This is a genomic window from Segatella copri (assembly GCF_949820605.1).
Taxonomy (GTDB): domain Bacteria; phylum Bacteroidota; class Bacteroidia; order Bacteroidales; family Bacteroidaceae; genus Prevotella.
On sequence record NZ_CATKVU010000006.1, the window covers coordinates 346,821 to 362,898 of the forward strand.

Consider the following 16,078-nt stretch of genomic DNA (forward strand, 5'->3'; position numbering starts at 1 on the left):
CAAAGAAAAATAGTAATTTTGCATAGTAAAAACAGAAAAAAGAATATATATAATGATAGACAGACCGACGATAGCAAAAATTATGGATGCCACCAAGATAGAAGAGGTGGTATCTGAGTTTGTTACGCTCAAGAAGCGTGGCATCAATTATGTCGGCTTGTGTCCTTTTCATAACGATTCCAATCCATCTTTCTCTGTATCTCCAACAAGAGGTATCTGTCATTGCTTTACCTGCGGAAAGGGAGGCAATGCAATCAACTTTCTGATGGAACTGGAACAGATGACCTATCCCGATGCCCTTCGCTGGCTCGCCAAGAAATATAAAATTGAGATTCAGGAACGGGAACTGACCAACGAAGAAAAACAGCGCGAGAGCGAAAGGGAATCCATGTTTATCGTCAACGATTGGGCGGCGAAATATTTTCAGGATATTCTCTTGCATGATGTGGATGGCATCGCTATCGGTATGGCCTATTTCCGAGGAAGAGGTTTCAGGGATGATATCATCAGAAAATTCCAGTTGGGTTTTGCGCTCCCTAAGCGTACTGCTCTTGCTGAGGCGGCTAAGGCGGCTGGCTATAATCCGAAATATCTGGTTGATACGGGACTCTGCTTCAAGGTGGATAAGGACGAAGCCGGCAATAAGTCGGGTGAGGATAAGATTCTTGACCGTTTTTCTGGTAGAGCCATCTTCCCCTGGTTCAGCGTGAGCGGCAAGGTGGTGGCTTTTGGCGGACGAGTTCTCGACAGCCGAACCAAGGGCATCAGCCAGAAATATGTCAACTCGCCTGATAGCGTTATCTATCATAAGGAGCGCGAACTCTATGGACTCTATCAGGCCAAGAAGGCGATAGCCAAGGAGGATTGTGTCTTTATGGTGGAAGGATACACCGATGTTATCTCGATGCATCAGTGTGGCATCGAAAATGTAGTGGCTAACTCGGGTACAGCGCTGAGCGTGCATCAGATTAGATTGCTGCACCGCTTTACCAGTAATATCGTTCTTCTCTATGACGGCGATAATGCGGGTATTCATGCTGCGCTGCGAGGTACCGATATGCTGCTTGAAGAAGAGATGAACGTAAAGGTACTCTTTCTCCCTGACGGTAATGACCCTGACAGTTTCGCCCGCAGTCATTCGGCAGAGGAATTCAGAAGATATATTCAGGAGAATCAGACCGATTTCATACAGTTTAAGACCGATATTCTGCTACGCGGCGTGACAGACCCTGTAAAGCGAAGCCAGGCTATCAATTCGATTGTAGAGAGCATCTCGAAAATCAAGAATCAGATAACGCGCGCTTCTTATATCACCGACTGTTCTCACCGTTTGGGCGTGAACGAGGCAATCATCGTGAATGCCTTGAATAATTTTGTGCGAAACGGTATGAGTGAGCAGGTAAAGGCAGAGCGACGTGCTGCGGGATTGAAAGATTCGACTGTAGCGGCAGCGCAGCAGGCGCAATCAGCAATGAGAGCGGTTACCCCACTGGATAAACTTCTGGAGGTAGAAGGACTTCTGGTACAGTTGATTATTCATCATGGCGACCAACTCATCACGGTACAGGATGTAGACGGAAATGATGTGGAGGTAGCTGTGGCCCAGTATATCAGTCTTGATTTGGGTGGAGATGGCTTTAAGTTTCATAATGATTTATATAATCAGATTATGCAGGAGGCTGTGGAGCATCTCGAAAAAGAAGATGATTTTGTCGCCGAAACTTATTTTGCCAATCATCCGAATCCGGAAATCAGCAGGTTGGCAGGTTTGCCTACAGGTGCCCAGGAGGTATCTACGGCTAGTCTGCAGATGAAGATGAGTGCCGACAAACTCCGTCAGTTTGTCTTTAAAGACATCTTGAGCTTCCGTACTCATTATATTGCTCAGCGTATTATTGAGGTTCAGCAGGAATTTGCCAAGAATCCGACCAATCGTGAACTGCTGCAGGAGTTTATGAAACTCAAGCAGATGAACACGCTTCTGGCGAGTCAGGCAAACAATATCTTCAATTAACCGGAACTCCTGTCCTGTGGGGGAGAAACTCTGTAAAGAAGTATTAGAGATTTAAAAGGAGAAATGCTATATGATTTATTTTCACTGGATATATCTGTTGCTTTATGTCGTGATAACCGTTCCGGCTATCATTACCGTCTTGATGGACAATCGTCAGCCCGCCAAGACGATGGCATGGATATTGGTCTTCTTCTTCATCCCCTTTGTGGGTATTATCTTCTATTTCTTCTTCGGACAGAATACCCGCAAGGAACGTCTTATCAGCGACCGCAGCATGGACCAGCTCACCAAGCGCTCCATGCTCGAGTTCGTAGAGCAGGAGAATCTTCACCTGCCAGACAGCAATAAACCGCTGATGAATCTCTTTGCCAACCAGAGTTGGGCGCTGCCTTTTAAAGATAATCAGGTGGATATTTATACCGATGGCTACGATTTCTTCCTTACCTTATTATATAATATAGGACAGGCAAAGCATCATATTCATCTCGATACCTATATCTTCGAAGCCGATGCCTTGGGATATCTGATAGCTGATGCCTTGATTGATAAGGCGGAGCAGGGAGTGGAGGTGCGACTGATTTATGATGATGTAGGCTGCTGGAAAGTGAAGGATGAATTCTTTGAACGTATGCGTGATGCAGGCATTGATATACATTCGTTCATGCCAGTCCGCTTTCCGGCTTTTACGAGTAAGGTAAACTATCGTAACCACCGCAAACTCTGTGTCATAGATGGTAAGGTGGGCTTTATCGGCGGCATGAATATAGCTCTGCGCTATGTGAAAGGTGATAAGAAACAGGCTTGGCGCGATACGCATCTCCGTATTGAGGGCGGTGGCGTTTACGCCATTCAGAGAGCCTTTCTGGTAGACTGGTATTTCGTAGACCGTACGTTGGTTACCAATCGCCAGTATTATCCGCCGGTCAGTGCGCATATCCACAACAATTGTCTCGTACAGATAGTTACGAGCAGTCCTATCAGTCCTTGGCCTGATATCATGCAGGGCTATGTCCGCATCCTGCTTCAGGCCCGGAAGTATGTGTATATGGAAACGCCTTATTTCTTGCCAACTGAACCCGTATTGTTTGCCATGCGAACAGCAGCTCTGGCGGGTGTGGATATCCGTCTGATGTTGCCTCGTCATGCTGATGCCAAACTGGTAGAGTGGGCATCACGTTCGTATGTGATGGAGGCGATAGAGGCTGGCGTAAAGGTTTATCTCTATACGGCAGGCTTTAATCATAGTAAATTGCTCGTAAGTGATGATAATCTCTGTACGATAGGCAGTACGAATATCGATTTCCGAAGTTTTGAGAATAATTTCGAAGCGAATGCGTTCTTCTTTGATGAGGGGATGGCGCAGCGCGTGAAGGCTGTCTATCTGCGGGATGAGGCGAAGAGCATCCTGGTAGATGATGTATCTTATTTCGTAAAACGTCCGTTCCTGCAGCGCCTTTTCGAGAGTACGGTAAGATTACTCTCGCCGCTGTTGTAACGAATAAATCCCCGTTTGCATCTTGTCTGGTGCAAACGGGGATTTTTTCCTATCTGAATATTGAGAAGTTTACGCTTCCGTAACTTCTGTGCTCCAGAAATCGTGGATGCTCGGAGAAATCATAGTCTTTGCCATGCTCAAAGACGAAGATGCCTCCTTCGTTGAGATAGTCACCATTCAGAACGAGGTTTGGAATCTGCGGCAGCTCCTTCAGGGCGTATGGAGGATCGGCAAAGATAAAGTCAAACTTCTGCTTGCAGGTCTTCAGGAAACGGAATACATCACCACGAATCAGAATATCTTTGTCTTCGCCCAACTTCTGAAAACATTGGCGTATGAAGTTGGCATGATCGCGGTCGGCCTCTACGCTGATTACCCGGTTGCAGCCTCGTGATACCAGTTCGAGCGAAATACTGCCCGTACCGGCAAAAAGGTCGAGGGCAGAGGTATCTTCGAAATCAATATATCCCTGCAGCACATTAAAGATGTTCTCCTTTGCAAAATCTGTTGTCGGACGTGCCTTAAACGAACGTGGAATGTCGAAATGGCGTCCCTTATATAGTCCTGTTATGATTCTCATATTTACTTTGAACTTTGAATGTTGAACATTGAACTTTATGATAAGCTATTCTGTTGAATTCTTAACTATCAACTTTTAACTATCAACTCTTGTCTTACTTACTTAGGTACAGCGCCATCAAATCGAATGGCAGACCTTTAATCTCTGTGATGGGCGCACGGTTGAATTCGGCGGCAGGATTCAGAATGAAGGTCTTCTTGATATAGAGTTTCGTGTTGTAGAGGAACCAGTCCTTATCCGGAACATTGCCTGATACATGCAACTCATCCTGCATCTGGTTGAATCCTAACTGCTTCCATACATAGAGAATGAAATAGAGGGCATCCTTGGCATGCTCGGCATTGAACGAGTTGAAGAATTTGAAACGGTTCTTCTCAAAACCGAAAACGTCCAGCTTCTTGTCGTGGAAATAAACATAGAGCTTGCGGTGAATGCCGGTGAAACTGCGATGGTGCAGATAGTGCCACATCGGTTGCATGATAGGTGTGAAGCGGACATCCTTAAAGTTGTCTTCTACCACCATCTTCAAATCCTTGTTGATAGGGAATACCGCTACCGCATTCAGTTCCGGCTGCACTCTGTAGAGAATGGCATCGCTGTTATGACTGTTGAAGGCATGCTGATAGAGCACATCGATATCCTCTTCATGAAATTCTTCGATAGGAACCAGCAGGATAGGCGAATCGAGATATACGCGTACCTTCTGGTATCCCCGCTGCAGGAGAGTACTCTCCTTGAAAGCCTGACGCAAGTTGGCTGCCATCGAAACACCACTCTTTACTGTATAAGGTTCATAGATGAGCTGATGCTCAGCTTCACGGTCAACTACCGAAAAACTGAGGGTGTTTCTGCTCACGCGGATGGTGAGTCGTGCTTGCTGAATGTTGTTACCTTTTATTTGCATATCTGTTACCAATTACCTGCGTTGTTATTATCTGTCGTTAAATCGCCTATCTTGAGTCCGGGATAGTTGCCGGCATAGTTGGCCTCCTCTATCTTCTGCTGGATGGAACCTTCATCGAGTCCGTCGAGGAAGGTTTCATAACCGGCCCCACATTCCATCACCGGAATCTGCTTACCGCTTTTTCCTACGATAACCGTGGCTGCGAGTGTAAACTTCTTACCGTCGGCATAGGGAATGTATTGGGCATCTTCCTGTAAGAACTTGCCTTTTACCAGTGTCGGGAAATCGCCAGTATATACGCCGTGTTTCGCCTTGTATTTCTCTTCAGCCTGACGTATCTGCATCAGTTTTTCCTTCACCTCTGCTTCTCTGCTAGCCATGGCTTTCTGGAAGCGGATGGGCTGGCTCACACTCAGAATACAGAGTAGCATCATGATGATGACGCATGCTCCCAAAATATAATTATTCTTTATTCTTTTTCTCATTTCAAAAAGTATTATTACTTTTGCACAGCAAATAGGTGCAGTAAATTTTCTGCAAAGATACTAAAAGTTTTCGAAATATGAACATTGAAGAGTTAAAATATCAGATATTACAGCAATTTGGCTTTCCGCCAACCCCAGAACAGGCTCAAGCGCTCGATGTTTTCGTGCAGTTTATGACGGATAGTAATCCTCATGCTGTGATGATTCTCCGGGGTAGTGCGGGTACTGGTAAGACATCGCTTTCGGGTGCTATCGTCCGTACGCTCCGTGCTGTTCGCCAGAAGGTGATGCTCCTTGCTCCTACGGGTAGGGCGGCTAAGGTCTTCTCTCTGAACAGCGGGATGCCTGCCTATACCATTCATCGCCGCATCTATCGCGAAAAGGCGTTTGCCGGAGTGGATGGCCAGTTCAATCTTAATGATAATCTCTATACTGATACGCTTTTTATGGTAGATGAGGCTTCGATGATTGCCAATCTGGGATTGGGTGGAACCACCTTTGGCAGCGGCTGTCTGCTAGATGATCTGGTTCATTTTGTATATCAGGGACGTAACGACCGCCTCTTGCTAATAGGCGATAAGGCACAGTTGCCTCCTGTTGGTGAGGAAGAATCACCAGCTCTTTCTGCTTCGATGCTCCAGGGGTATGGGCTGTCGGTTTATGAGTGCGATTTGAACGAGGTAGTCCGCCAGAGTCAGCAGTCGGGCATCCTCTTTAATGCTACCCGTATCCGCCAGATGATTACCCACGATGACATTACCCAACTGCCTAAAATCCGTTTCTCCGGTTTCTCGGATATCAGGGAGATGCCGGGTGCAGAACTCATCGAGGCTCTTGGCGACAGTTATCATCATGTAGGACTGGACGATACCATTGTTGTGACTCGTAGCAACAAGCGCGCCAACATCTTCAACCAGGGCATCCGCAACATGGTGCTTGATAGGGAAGAGGAACTGGAGAGTGGCGACATGCTGATGATTGTGAAGAACAATTATTATTGGATGGAGGAAGAAAGAAAGAAAATAAAGGAAAGTGAAGAAAGAAGAGTGAAGAGTGAAGAAACTGCGTTCGGCGGCCGAAGGAAAAGCCAATTCAATAGTTTAGCTAATCATAAAGTTCCGAGTTCCAAGTTCAAAGTTCAAAGTAAAGAAGTTCAAAGTAACGAACTTCCTGCTTTCCTGGCTAATGGAGATAGGGCGAAGGTGATGAAGGTGAGCCGTCGCATCGACCTCTACGGCTTTCATTTTGCCACCCTTCTGTTGAAATTCCCCGATTATGACAATTATGAACTGGAGGCTACGGTATTACTGGACACTTTGACGAGTGAGGCTCCTGCTTTGACCCATGATCAGCAAGAGCAGCTTTTCCATAAGATAGAGGAAGATTATCAGGACATACCACTGAAGGCAGACCGTATGAAGGCAATCCGGCAGGATCCGTATTTCAATGCTCTGCAAGTGAAGTTTGCCTATGCCGTTACCTGTCATAAAGCGCAGGGCGGACAGTGGTCGCATGTCTATGTAGACCAGGGCTATATGACGGATGATATGCTTACTCCCGATTATATCCATTGGCTCTATACTGCATTTACACGAGCCACAGAAATGCTGTATTTGGTGAATTGGCCAAAGACGCAGGTAGAAGGAGAGTGATATTACTCTTCTTCTTTTGTTCAGGATTTATATGAAAAGAAAAAAGTCCGGCTCTCTCTCGAAAGTCGGACTCTTAAATTTTTGAGTTATTTTTTGGGAAAAGTGGGTAGTGATGGATTCGAACCACCGAAGGCATAGCCAGCAGATTTACAGTCTGCCCCATTTGTCCACTCTGGTAACTACCCGAAAGCTTTATATCTCAAAAGCGAGTGCAAAGGTAATGCTTTTATTTGATATTACCAAATTTTTTCGGCATTTTTTTCTCTTTTTCTTCAAAAAATGTTCATTCTCCCCTATAAAATAGGTTTTTCCCTCTCTTTTACCTTTTACTTTTTTACCCTTTTACCTTTTTACCCTTACCACATGTCTTCTGCGGTGTTTCCTCGACAGCCTTCTGTGCTTGTAATGCTCATATTTCTTGATGGCAACGAATACCGTGAGAGCAAGGACTACGGCTAGCAGGAAGATAACGATGCCGCCGCCCAGATCGAGTGCCGCCTCATAGAGGTTAGGATTCATCTGCTTCAGTCTTGGCATCACACTCAGAATAACGTATGGCAGACAGAAGGTGATATGCGAGAGTACCACGGTAGTATACCCCTGCGGAATGCCCAGCGTGATGAAGAGCAGGAAGAGCGAGATACCGATGATGATGATGAAGATAGGGGAGTAGAGTAGCATATGCTGTGCTGTCTTGTTCATTTTTATTGTAAATTTGCGTGCAAAGTTATGCATTTTTCGATAAATATTGAAAGAAACAAAGAAAAAGTTGTATCTTTGCAAACGTTTTGTAATATCTGATATACAGAACTGAATAATTATTGAATAAATATACATACATGATTGTTACAATAGAATGGATGGAGGAGTGGTTCAGGCGTTTCGATCAGAAATATTTCGGGGGAAAACTGCCTGTTCCTGAACTCGGACTTACTCATGCCAAGACTCGCTTGGGGCAACTTGCCTATAAGCGGGCCTCCAGATGGGGGCGCACCAAACTCTACGATTTCAAACTCTCCATGTCTACTTATTATGATATGACCGACAAGCAGGCAAAGAGTGTCTTGCTCCACGAGATGATACATTACATCATCGGTTATACGGGACTGAAAGATACTTCGGCTCACGGGGTTGTGTTCAAGGGGCTGATGAATAAGCTCAACAGCCAGTATGGCTGGGATATCAGAGTATCGACATCCACCAAGGGTTGGAAGGTAAGCGAAACCGTAAGAAGCAGGAAAGAGAAAAAGGGACCGCAAATTTATCTGATGCTTGCCATCGAAATGAATGATGGAAGACATTATCTCTCGAGAGTGAATCCGAGTTTTGCCCGTCGCATCGAAAATCAACTGAAGACGCTCAGGGAAGTGGTTTCTCATCAGTGGTATACTACGATGGAGAACTATTTCGAAGACTATCCGCAGGTGCGCAGCTTGAGAGGAAGGCGCATCTCGAAGACCGATTTCGGAAAGTTGCTGAATGTACTCACTCCCTTTCAGCTGTAATGACGGGCGAATGTATAAGAAAAAGAATAACCAAAATTCATTAAAGATATAAAATGAAAGAAACCTGGAAAATGATAGCCCTGCTGGCAATAACCATTGGAGGACTGCTGGCTTATGCCTTTATTCCAGAGTAAGTGGCTGAAAACATTCCGCTGAAACAGATTGGAATGGATGCGCTCACCGGTAAAAGCGAGGCAGAGCTTGCTGAAGAGGAAAAGGCTGACAGCATGATAAAGAAACCCGTGGATACGGCGGCGCAGCGAGTACTGATCTTCGGTGACTCGATGTCGGAATATCTAGGTCTGCGACTGGCTGGTTATGCCAACAAGAACGGTCATAAGCTCACCTGTATTACCTGGGTGAGTTCGGGCACCAGAAACTGGGCTGCTACCGATACCCTGCAGCATTATATCCAACGTATCAAACCTACCCATGTCTTTGTATGTCTGGGCAGTATTCCGTTTGCGCTGCTCACCTTCGTGGTGCTTGTAGACCTGACTCTGCTGTGCTATTTCAAATATACCAATTTCATCATTGGCGATGTAGTCAACGAGATGTTCAGCACCAACTTCTCCCTGCAGTCTATCGCTCTGCCTGTAGGTATCTCGTTCTATACCTTCCAGGCTATCAGCTATGCGGTAGATACCTATAAGCGTAAGTTTGACATGGAGGTAACGCTCCTGGAATATTGCTTCTATCTCACCTTCTGGTCATGGTTTCGGACTTGTGGTGCATAAGTTCTTCAGCCGTCAGTTGGGCATAAGCATTCCCCGTACGCTGGCTGGCTTTCTTCCATGCCCGTCCTGCCTCGACGCTTTGCATCATCGGTGTCATGCTGAGCTATCTCTTTACCGAGCGCCAATATCACCGTCTTCAGGCCCGGTTCATCCTCCTGCCTTGGGTGGCTAAACTGCTGCTCTTCATCATCTGTTTGCAGATGGTAGTTGAGGTTTCTCAGGAGAGTGTGCAACCGTTCATTTATTATCAGTTCTAGTCTTTTATGGTTAATTTTCTGTAATAAAATCTTGCTTTATGGACTTGATACTGGAAAATGATGTAATTTTGTAGGTTGAAGTATATATATTTGAAGTAACAGACAAAACAGAAAAATTGTATGAAGAAACTATTATTCTTTTTGCTCCTGACGACGGCTGTCGTCGGTAGAGCACAGACATCGCTTGACTTGCTGCCAGCAGGCACCGAGGCTCCCGACTTCACGATTACTGACAGTAAGACGGGTAAGAAAATCTTCCAGCTCTCAGATAAGAAGACTCAGAAGGATAAAGACGGAAAGACGGTTCCGGGTGTCTGGACCGTGCTCGATTTCTGGGCTTCCTGGTGTCCAGACTGCAGAAGAGACATGCCGATGGTGAAGGCTATCTATGACAAATACAATACCAAGATCCAGGTAGTGGGTGTTTCTTTTGATACCGACGAGGCGAAGATGAAGAAATATCTGGGCGATAATCAGTATACCTGGTTGCAATACTGTGAGTTTAAGAAATGGAAGGAAACTAAGATTTCCAAGGATTATCACATCTCATGGATTCCTACCTCTTATCTGATCAATCCGGAAGGTAAGGTTGCATTCTCTACCGTGAAGGCGGAGGAGATGATGAAGAAACTGGATTCGCTCGACCAGGCAGGAGCTTTGAAACCTGCTCAGATGCAGACTGCTCTCAAGAAGGTGTATAATGAAAGCATTGATCCGATGGCTCAGATTGATGAGGCTTTGGCTAAAGCCAAGAAGAATGGCAAGTTTGTTATCTGTCAGGTAGGTGGTAACTGGTGCCCATGGTGCTTGAAGTTTGCCGATTTTGTAGAGAAGAATGCTGCGGTCAACAAGATGGTAAATGATCATTTTGAATATATTCATGTAAACTACAATCGCAGAAAAACTGCCGGTGATGCGGCGGTGAAGAAGGCTGAGCAGCTGATGAAGCGACTGAACAATCCTCAGCGTTTCGGATTCCCGGTCTTTGTGGTGCTCGATGAAACCGGAAAGGTTCTCCATATCCAGGATTCCAGTTTCCTGGAAGAGGGGAAGGGATATAACGAAGAAAAGGTGCTCAGATTCCTGAAGAGCTGGACACCTCAGGCTATTAAAGGATAAAAAAGAGGGTGTGTCATTAACTTATGGCACACCCTTTAATCTGAAAAAGCGTAAGGCCTACTACCAATAGTGCCGTACGCTTTATCTTCAACATCGCTGTATGAAAGTTGGTCTGTTTCATATTGTAATTTTATGCATTACAAACCTCTTGCTTTCAGGAATCCGGAAGCATCTGGCTTCTCCATACCTGTAAAGTCGGTAAACATTTCCATCTGGTCCTTGATGTTGCCACGGCTCAGAATCTTATCGCGGAATGCCTGACCAACAGCTGGATTTAAGGCACCATGCTTTGCAAAGTAGTCGGCGATGTTCACAGCCAGCACCTCTGTCCTGAGATTGCTGTAATAGCCTGCAGCATAACCGCCGCCCCATACGTGGTTGAAGTATGATGTGCTGTAGCGAGGAGGAATCTGGGTATTGAGCAAACCGATGTTGTGGAGCTCTTCCTTCTCGAAGGCGCCTGCCATATAAGGTGAAGGTACCTCTTCTTCGCTAATCTTGTGCCAGACAAGGTCAAGACAGGTTGCAGCCAGATTCTCGCCCAGTGAATAAGCGGTCTGGAAGCTGATGCTTTTCAGCATGCGCTCTTTCAGATCGGCTGGCATCTCTACGAAATCGCGGGCAACGGCTGTTCCTGAAAGGGTATTGTACTTGCAGTTGGAAAGGATTCCGTGAAGCGCATGACCGAACTCATGGAACAGGGTAGTAACCTCATCCCATGTGATGAGAGATAGCTGCCCCTCCGGTGCCTTGGCGTTGTTGCATACATTATATATTATAGGCAACTGGCCGCGCTGCTTGCTCTGCTTGGCAAAGGCGCTCATCCATGCACCGCCACGCTTGGTAGGACGGCGGAAGTAATCGCTGTAGAAGGGGGCGATTGGCTTGCCGTTCTTGTCGCTCACCTCGAATACCTTCAAGTCTGGGTGATAGGTTGGGATATCCTTGCGCTGCTTGAAGTTCAGTCCGTAAACACGATGGGCGGCATAGAACACACTATTCACCTGTACGCTGTCGATGTTGAAGTATGGCTTAATCTCATCATCGGTAATGTTGAGCATCTCCTTCTTCATCTTCGCAGAATAATAGAATCTTATTCATATTTCTTATGGAAAATCAGCAGACAGATGGCTCCTGCCAATGCCATCGGCACACCGATAAGGGCAGGGAAGTTGTATCCTAATCCCATAGCAACAGGAATACCACCCAGGAAAGCTCCCATGGCGTTACCCAGATTGAAGGCTCCCTGAATGCAGCAGCTGCCCAGCATTTCGCCACCCTTGGCATGCTTCACGATGAGGAATTGCTCAGGCGATCCGATGCCGAAAAGACAGACGCAGCAGATGAACATCAGCACCACAGATACCCAGCCGATAGGGGCGAGGAAGAAGGTGAGCAGAAGTGCAGCTGCTGCCAGAAACTGGAGATAACAGGTAAAGCGACCCGGTTTGAAGCGGTCAGCAAGCAAGGCACTCACCTGATTGCCTACTACCATTCCGCCGCCTGCAAGAATCATCAGCAGAGAGATGCTGGCTGCGCTGAATCCGCCCTCCATCTGAAGCAGCGGCGAGATATAACTGAACCAGCAGAGGATGCCGCCATTGCCCAGGAAGGTGGCTACGATGATGAGCCACGGAGCCTTGTTGCGGAGGAAATGGAACTGTGCCTTCATACCGTTGTTTGGCAGTGCTTCTACATCTGGAACCCATCTGTGAATCATGTATAAGGTGATGAGTCCGAACACGATACAGCTGACAAAAGGTACTCGCCAGCTGAACATGTGACTCAGAAAGGTTCCCACCGGCACACCCAGCAGGTTGGCCACCGGCATACCTGCACACATCATCGCCACGGCATTGGTTCCCTTACCCTCTTTGGCAATCTTTACCGCCACGATGGTACCCGTTCCGAAGTAAGCGCCATGAGGCAGACCTTCTATAAAGCGGGCGCAGAGTAAGAGCCAGTAGTTAGGTGCTACTGAGGCGATGACAGCTCCGAAGGTGATGAGTGAAGCCAGGAACATCAGGATATTCTTGGGTCTGTATTTATGCATGAGAATCATCGAGAAAGCTCCGGTGCAGACGCCGAGTGCATAGATGGAGATGAGATGTCCTGCTTCCGGGATGGAAACGTTCATGTTGTGGGCGATGTTTGTGATGATGCCCTCGATGATGAATTCTGCGATGCCCAAGGTAAAGGTACCCAGCGCGAGTGCAAATAGTCCTTTTTTCATTTGTTCTTATGAGTCAATATTATCCTTAAAAAATAGTTTCTCTCTTATTTTATGTCTTTGTAAGACAATAGTTTCAGAAATTCGTGTGCAAAGTTACTCATATTCCCTTTATCCTGCAAGTTTTCTCGCAGGAATATAGTAAAGATTAACAGAAAATGTGGGGTGATTTTTTTTCTCTGATTTATTGCCACTATTGCCACTCTAAATATAACTGTTTGATAATTATTGATTTAAGCGTGGCAATAAGGGCTTTTTCTATTGTCACCTATTGCCACCTATTGCCACGCTAGGGCTAAAAACCGGGAATTCTCAGCGAAAAACACAGAATTTTCAAAGAAAAACACGAGATTATTGGAGAAAAAGTACGAGATTATCGGAGGAAAAATATAAAAAAGGAGAGGAAATAAGCAAAAAGAGATGAAAAAGTCTACTTTTTCAGCATAAAACAACTGAGTGTGTCTACCATTTCAGTTCATAAAGATAAAAAGTGTCTACTGAAATAAAGAAGAGTCAGCTGAAATCAGGAAAAGTCAACGCAACGTTTTGCCCAACTTTGCCCAAAGCCTTGGGCACGAATGCCCGAGCTAGTTGGGTATAAGTACCCAGGCTCTCGGTCATCCGTGCCCATCGTTTTGGTCATTCATACCCATCGTATCGGTCGCGCGTACCCATGTTCATGGTCATCCGTGCTCATGTTCGTGGGCACTATTTCAGTATGTGGTTTAACGATTTTAGTTGCCCACTTTTAGTTTTATTTGTAAGACGAGTTGATTCCGTTAAAACTTATTTATAATTCACATTGACTTTCCTGAAACTTAGTCATATTTTTAGTTGACTACCTTAATAAATAGATGGCCTGTGGTTTCATCTATTCTATATACATGTTCTCCATTCTCAAGCCTTTGCTGTTCTATATTGATGTGCCTCCGTCTGTTCTCGAAAGTGGATTGGGGTGTTGATAGATATGGGAAGGGGTGCTGGAAGAACAGGAATAAATTGTTGGAAGATATAGGATAAGTTGTTGGAAGATATAGTATCTGTCGTTGGGGAATATACTATCGTGAACCGCACAACAGCTGTTGTGCGCTTGCATATCAGCTGTTATGCGAATGTCCATCAGCTGTTGTGCGCTCGTCATCCACCTGTTGTGCGGTAAGTTTATATACAGAAATGCGTCTGCATTTTTTGTTTATGTAGCGAATCTTTTTATTTCGTTTTGCTTCCAAAGAACTTCATATCTCTCTGGGCAGTATGCATATTGTATTTTATCTGCAATTTCAGAAGAGAATCGGCAGGAATATCTAAAGCTGCTTCCTAATTTAAAAAAAATGAGTTCCTTATGCAATATAGTTTTAGATAATCCGTTATATAGCAATCCGCAAAAACGAAAATGCTGATAATCTTTGTGGATGTAGTAAGATTTGAAGCAAAAAGTGTAACATCAAAACGATTAATTATGAGAAGAATTGCATTTTACCCAGTAGGAGGAGAGCGTGTTAGTCTACCAGAGAGGCATATCAAGGCTTATGTAGACGATTATTGTCACGAGTTTGGACAGACGGATACAGACACAAAGTTGATGCATCTGCTTTATGTTGCCGACAAGGGCTTTGATATCTTATCGCATATTCGTGAGTTTTTAGACAATCATCCTGAGATTGCCCAAGATAGTATCAAGCAAACATTGGCGTATTTCGTTTCGCATCTTAGATATCCTGACGGTGATAGATACGTGGATGACCAGTTTGCAATGGCTAATTATCTTAAAGAAACACTTAGTTTAGAGAAAGTGTTGGATCTTCTCATGATGGAGATTAGATTGAGATTCTCTTATACAGAAGACGATAAGTCTGTAACTTTTACGCAGAAATACCTAAGGTGGGATAGTCTGGCTTCATTGAAAAAGTCTTTGAAAGGTGAAGAGCTACTAAAATGTATGGTTAATCCTACTGGCTATTATAGTGTATCTGAATCTGATATTGTTAAAGAGAATCTTTGGCCTAAGCTGACTGGGGAGTATATGCGTTCGCATTGGTATGACGAGTCCGTAAAAATGGTTTATCCAAATTCTTACGAGGAGCAAGTGATAAATGAATTCAATAAAAAGGCAAAAGAGGATTGCCGGTACTTTCTTGGTGCTCCTGCTGAGCCGTGGAGAGGTAACCCACTCAAGGCGAAAGTCGTTATTCTTAGCCTAAATCCAGGATTTAAGTTAGGTGTGAATGATAATGTGCAATATGAAAGATATAGGGCACCTTTAGAGGATGCTATGGCGGAGTTGATCAATACGCTGTCATTTCAAGTGAGAGGATTGCTCACCCCACAGGAATCTTATGTTAAGAGTCATGAAGAGTTCAAGGAAAAATATAGCATGGAGGGTTCCCAAGTCCTTTGTGGCGATGCATTGAATGAAATCGGTGACTATTATTGGTATAATAATATTAATCGCCTCAACATAAATCATCAAAAGGAATATGAGTTCTTCCGAAACTTTGCAATAGTTCAGTATTGTGCTTACACTTCTGTTTCCTTTAAGGATTTTCCAAGGGGTGTTGTGTTGCCATCTCAGGAATTAACAAAGAAACTAATTAGATATTTGGCTTACGAAAGAGAAGATGTAGCGTTTGTTATCATGCGAAGTGCAGCTAAATGGAAGGAATTACTAGATGCTGATGTTTGGGAAAAGATGCAATCACGTCTTATCGTTAATAAGAACATGAGCCAGTCTTTATCTGAGAATAATCTTGGAAAAAAGAACTTCAATATGCTCATAGAACGTTTGAAATAACTGAAGAAAGGGTACGGGGTATCTTAGGCTACTTTTTAAAGAATTCTAAGTGTCAGAATGTTGTTTTCTGAAATCAGCAAACAGTCCGGGGAGAACATATTGCGAGATGGTGGTACTGGCTCCGATGCGCAGTTCTCCTTCTGATTTTGCCGTGAGCTTCTTCATATCGAAATCAAGATTCTGATAGGCATCGATGATTTTGCAGGCATGGTCTAGTAGAAACTGTCCGGCACGGGTGAGCTGGATGCGATTGCCGATTCTGTCGAACAGTCGCACCCCATATTCCTTCTCCAGCTTCTGTATGTGCTT

At 44.9% G+C, this 16,078-nt stretch carries 13 protein-coding genes, 1 tRNA gene and 2 pseudogenes; 8 read left to right on the top strand and 8 right to left on the bottom strand.

Annotated elements, in window-relative coordinates:
• The first annotated feature begins 52 nt into the window (after positions 1 to 52).
• Positions 53 to 2,014 carry a DNA primase gene (dnaG, locus tag RCO84_RS02475; RefSeq protein WP_317573457.1) on the top strand — a complete coding sequence of 654 codons (1,962 nt, stop codon included), beginning with the start codon at positions 53 to 55 and terminating at the stop codon, positions 2,012 to 2,014.
• Between the two features lie 70 nt (positions 2,015 to 2,084).
• Complete coding sequence (cls, locus tag RCO84_RS02480; RefSeq protein ID WP_317583779.1) at positions 2,085 to 3,509, top strand: cardiolipin synthase; 1,425 nt, start codon at positions 2,085 to 2,087, stop codon at positions 3,507 to 3,509.
• Between the two features lie 49 nt (positions 3,510 to 3,558).
• Here cls and rsmD read toward each other — a convergent pair whose 3' ends face one another.
• From rsmD to RCO84_RS02495, 3 genes are read right to left on the bottom strand one after another with little or no spacing between them, the layout of a single operon-like run.
• The gene (gene rsmD, locus RCO84_RS02485) at positions 3,559 to 4,128 is read right to left on the bottom strand and encodes a 16S rRNA (guanine(966)-N(2))-methyltransferase RsmD (RefSeq protein ID WP_317585491.1); all 570 of its coding nucleotides are present in this window, start codon (positions 4,126 to 4,128) and stop codon (positions 3,559 to 3,561) included.
• Positions 4,129 to 4,183: 55 nt separating this feature from the next.
• Positions 4,184 to 4,993: a DUF3822 family protein gene (locus tag RCO84_RS02490; RefSeq protein WP_006847081.1), complete on the bottom strand. Its 810-nt coding sequence runs from the start codon at positions 4,991 to 4,993 to the stop codon at positions 4,184 to 4,186.
• Between the two features lie 5 nt (positions 4,994 to 4,998).
• Positions 4,999 to 5,478: a hypothetical protein gene (locus tag RCO84_RS02495; protein ID WP_118190105.1), complete on the bottom strand. Its 480-nt coding sequence runs from the start codon at positions 5,476 to 5,478 to the stop codon at positions 4,999 to 5,001.
• A 77-nt stretch (positions 5,479 to 5,555) separates the two neighbouring features.
• Here RCO84_RS02495 and RCO84_RS02500 point away from each other — a divergent pair, with 77 nt between their 5' ends.
• Positions 5,556 to 7,130 (top strand): ATP-dependent DNA helicase, encoded by a 1,575-nt coding sequence (locus tag RCO84_RS02500; RefSeq protein ID WP_317583780.1) that lies wholly within the window; start codon positions 5,556 to 5,558, stop codon positions 7,128 to 7,130.
• A gap of 103 nt (positions 7,131 to 7,233) precedes the next feature.
• Here the strand turns inward: RCO84_RS02500 and RCO84_RS02505 are convergent.
• Both RCO84_RS02505 and RCO84_RS02510 read right to left on the bottom strand, forming a co-directional pair.
• Positions 7,234 to 7,315 (bottom strand) — tRNA-Tyr (locus tag RCO84_RS02505).
• A 259-nt stretch (positions 7,316 to 7,574) separates the two neighbouring features.
• Positions 7,575 to 7,784, bottom strand: a pseudogene (locus tag RCO84_RS02510) (ABC transporter permease); the annotation flags it as partial.
• A gap of 185 nt (positions 7,785 to 7,969) precedes the next feature.
• On the opposite strand from RCO84_RS02510, the gene RCO84_RS02515 reads away from it, so the two are divergent.
• The 4 genes from RCO84_RS02515 (at position 7,970) to RCO84_RS02530 (ending at position 10,748) form a co-directional block, all read left to right on the top strand.
• Positions 7,970 to 8,635: a SprT-like domain-containing protein gene (locus tag RCO84_RS02515; protein ID WP_317577030.1), complete on the top strand. Its 666-nt coding sequence runs from the start codon at positions 7,970 to 7,972 to the stop codon at positions 8,633 to 8,635.
• A 134-nt stretch (positions 8,636 to 8,769) separates the two neighbouring features.
• Positions 8,770 to 9,372, top strand: a complete 603-nt coding sequence (locus RCO84_RS02520; protein WP_287839268.1) for a hypothetical protein — start codon at positions 8,770 to 8,772, stop codon at positions 9,370 to 9,372.
• Between the two features lie 95 nt (positions 9,373 to 9,467).
• Positions 9,468 to 9,629 carry a hypothetical protein gene (locus RCO84_RS02525; RefSeq protein ID WP_264900896.1) on the top strand — a complete coding sequence of 54 codons (162 nt, stop codon included), beginning with the start codon at positions 9,468 to 9,470 and terminating at the stop codon, positions 9,627 to 9,629.
• Positions 9,630 to 9,749: 120 nt separating this feature from the next.
• Positions 9,750 to 10,748, top strand: a complete 999-nt coding sequence (locus RCO84_RS02530; RefSeq protein WP_287829573.1) for a thioredoxin-like domain-containing protein — start codon at positions 9,750 to 9,752, stop codon at positions 10,746 to 10,748.
• A 137-nt stretch (positions 10,749 to 10,885) separates the two neighbouring features.
• Here the strand turns inward: RCO84_RS02530 and RCO84_RS02535 are convergent.
• Positions 10,886 to 11,842: pseudogene (locus tag RCO84_RS02535) on the bottom strand (M3 family metallopeptidase); the annotation flags it as partial.
• Entirely contained in the window at positions 11,842 to 12,981 is a 1,140-nt protein-coding gene (locus RCO84_RS02540) for an MFS transporter (protein WP_287838148.1), read from the bottom strand. The gene RCO84_RS02540 and the pseudogene RCO84_RS02535, both read right to left, overlap by 1 nt.
• 1,456 nt (positions 12,982 to 14,437) lie before the next feature.
• On the opposite strand from RCO84_RS02540, the gene RCO84_RS02545 reads away from it, so the two are divergent.
• The gene (locus RCO84_RS02545; RefSeq protein WP_317583782.1) at positions 14,438 to 15,769 is read left to right on the top strand and encodes a hypothetical protein; all 1,332 of its coding nucleotides are present in this window, start codon (positions 14,438 to 14,440) and stop codon (positions 15,767 to 15,769) included.
• A gap of 45 nt (positions 15,770 to 15,814) precedes the next feature.
• On the opposite strand, the gene RCO84_RS02550 is transcribed toward RCO84_RS02545, so the two are convergent.
• Positions 15,815 to 16,072 (bottom strand): LysR family transcriptional regulator, encoded by a 258-nt coding sequence (locus RCO84_RS02550; RefSeq protein ID WP_264909722.1) that lies wholly within the window; start codon positions 16,070 to 16,072, stop codon positions 15,815 to 15,817.
• Positions 16,073 to 16,078 lie beyond the last annotated feature (6 nt).

What these genes read in the sequence shown, in the direction of transcription:
- dnaG (WP_317573457.1), top strand. Translation starts at nt 53, where the DNA reads ATGATAGACAGACCGACGATAGCAAAAATTATGGATGCCACCAAGATA.
- cls (WP_317583779.1), top strand. Translation starts at nt 2,085, where the DNA reads ATGATTTATTTTCACTGGATATATCTGTTGCTTTATGTCGTGATAACC.
- RCO84_RS02490 (WP_006847081.1), bottom strand. Translation starts at nt 4,993, where the DNA reads ATGCAAATAAAAGGTAACAACATTCAGCAAGCACGACTCACCATCCGC.
- RCO84_RS02495 (WP_118190105.1), bottom strand. Translation starts at nt 5,478, where the DNA reads ATGAGAAAAAGAATAAAGAATAATTATATTTTGGGAGCATGCGTCATC.
- RCO84_RS02500 (WP_317583780.1), top strand. Translation starts at nt 5,556, where the DNA reads ATGAACATTGAAGAGTTAAAATATCAGATATTACAGCAATTTGGCTTT.
- RCO84_RS02515 (WP_317577030.1), top strand. Translation starts at nt 7,970, where the DNA reads ATGATTGTTACAATAGAATGGATGGAGGAGTGGTTCAGGCGTTTCGAT.
- RCO84_RS02525 (WP_264900896.1), top strand. Translation starts at nt 9,468, where the DNA reads ATGCTGAGCTATCTCTTTACCGAGCGCCAATATCACCGTCTTCAGGCC.
- RCO84_RS02530 (WP_287829573.1), top strand. Translation starts at nt 9,750, where the DNA reads ATGAAGAAACTATTATTCTTTTTGCTCCTGACGACGGCTGTCGTCGGT.
- RCO84_RS02540 (WP_287838148.1), bottom strand. Translation starts at nt 12,981, where the DNA reads ATGAAAAAAGGACTATTTGCACTCGCGCTGGGTACCTTTACCTTGGGC.
- RCO84_RS02545 (WP_317583782.1), top strand. Translation starts at nt 14,438, where the DNA reads ATGAGAAGAATTGCATTTTACCCAGTAGGAGGAGAGCGTGTTAGTCTA.